At 42.1% G+C, this 1,059-nt stretch carries 2 protein-coding genes; both read right to left on the bottom strand.

Annotation, left to right across the window (positions count from 1 at the left end; translation table 11 throughout):
* Nucleotides 1-581: diguanylate cyclase domain-containing protein (locus KIV40_RS27300; protein WP_285352330.1), on the bottom strand; the 581-nt coding region annotated here is incomplete at its 3' end.
* Between the two features lie 95 nt (nucleotides 582-676).
* The coding region (locus KIV40_RS27295) for an extracellular solute-binding protein (RefSeq protein ID WP_285352328.1) at nucleotides 677-1,059 on the bottom strand (383 nt) is incomplete at its 5' end.

The following is a 1,059-nucleotide window of genomic DNA, read 5'->3' as shown; positions in this document are numbered from 1 at the left end:
CCGATACGAAACAGCAACTCTTCTTGAACGGCCGCTTGGCGAAGCACTTGAGAAAAACGCACGATCATTAAGTCTCCGACGTTGTGTCCTTTAAGGTCATTAACGCGTTTAAGACCATCGAGATCTAGGTAGAGCACATCAAATTCGTCAAGTGTAATGATGTCGAAGTTTTTACGATTAAACAGACCTGTTAGTTCGTCAATATGGCTCTGGGCTTTGATGGAGGAGGTGAGTTGAGTAATACCAATTGCAATAAGCAGAAAGGCAATCTGTAGCAATCCGTCTTCTAGAAAGGTATCGATGAGTTCATGACGGTCTGCCCACTGATCCAGCCTCTCAAGCTCTGTAGCGACGTCATAACATAAATTGAAGATAAGAAGCAGAGCACCGAAGTGTAAAACCTTATGAGGGAGAATAGTTTTACGTGCAACAGCGTAGACATAGATAACAATGATCAGCGTGTTTGTTTCAAAGAATAGGTCGTAATTTGAATCAATATCTGTCACCGAGCTAAGGCCAAGCATCACAAAAGAGCCGAGTAGCATTAGAGTGACAATCAATAATATAGGGTTCGCTGTCATATTAAATCGCACTTCGTATTGTTTATTTAATCCTATATAAAGTTTAGATAAAAAGAAAGCGGCTAACGCCGCTTTCATTGCCAATTAAAAATAAACTAGTTGTTTACTTTTAATTTTTGGAAGTACTCGTCATAAACAACGCTTGCTTCGCCAACTTCATCTTGCCATACACCGTTGTCCATTACAGATTGTGGTGGGAAAACATTTTGGTCTTCAGCGAATTCTTTTGGTAGCAGTGGGTAAGCGGTTTTCACTGGTGTTGGATAACCAATCTCAAGCGCAATTTTTGCTGCGTTTTCTGGACGAAGTAGGAAGTCGATCATCTTGTGTGCCGCATCTACGTTCTTAGCACCAGATGGAATTGCTAGGCTATCCATCCAGACGATAGCGCCTTTCTCTGGCCAAATGATGTCAATGGTCGCACCTTCTTGGCGAGCCATGTACGCAGAACCGTTCCATAGCATACCTAGAGAAACTT

This window comes from Vibrio sp. D173a, from assembly GCF_030248475.1.
The sequence above is the reverse complement of the archived record's forward strand: the minus strand, read 5'-3'. Positions and strand labels throughout refer to the sequence as shown.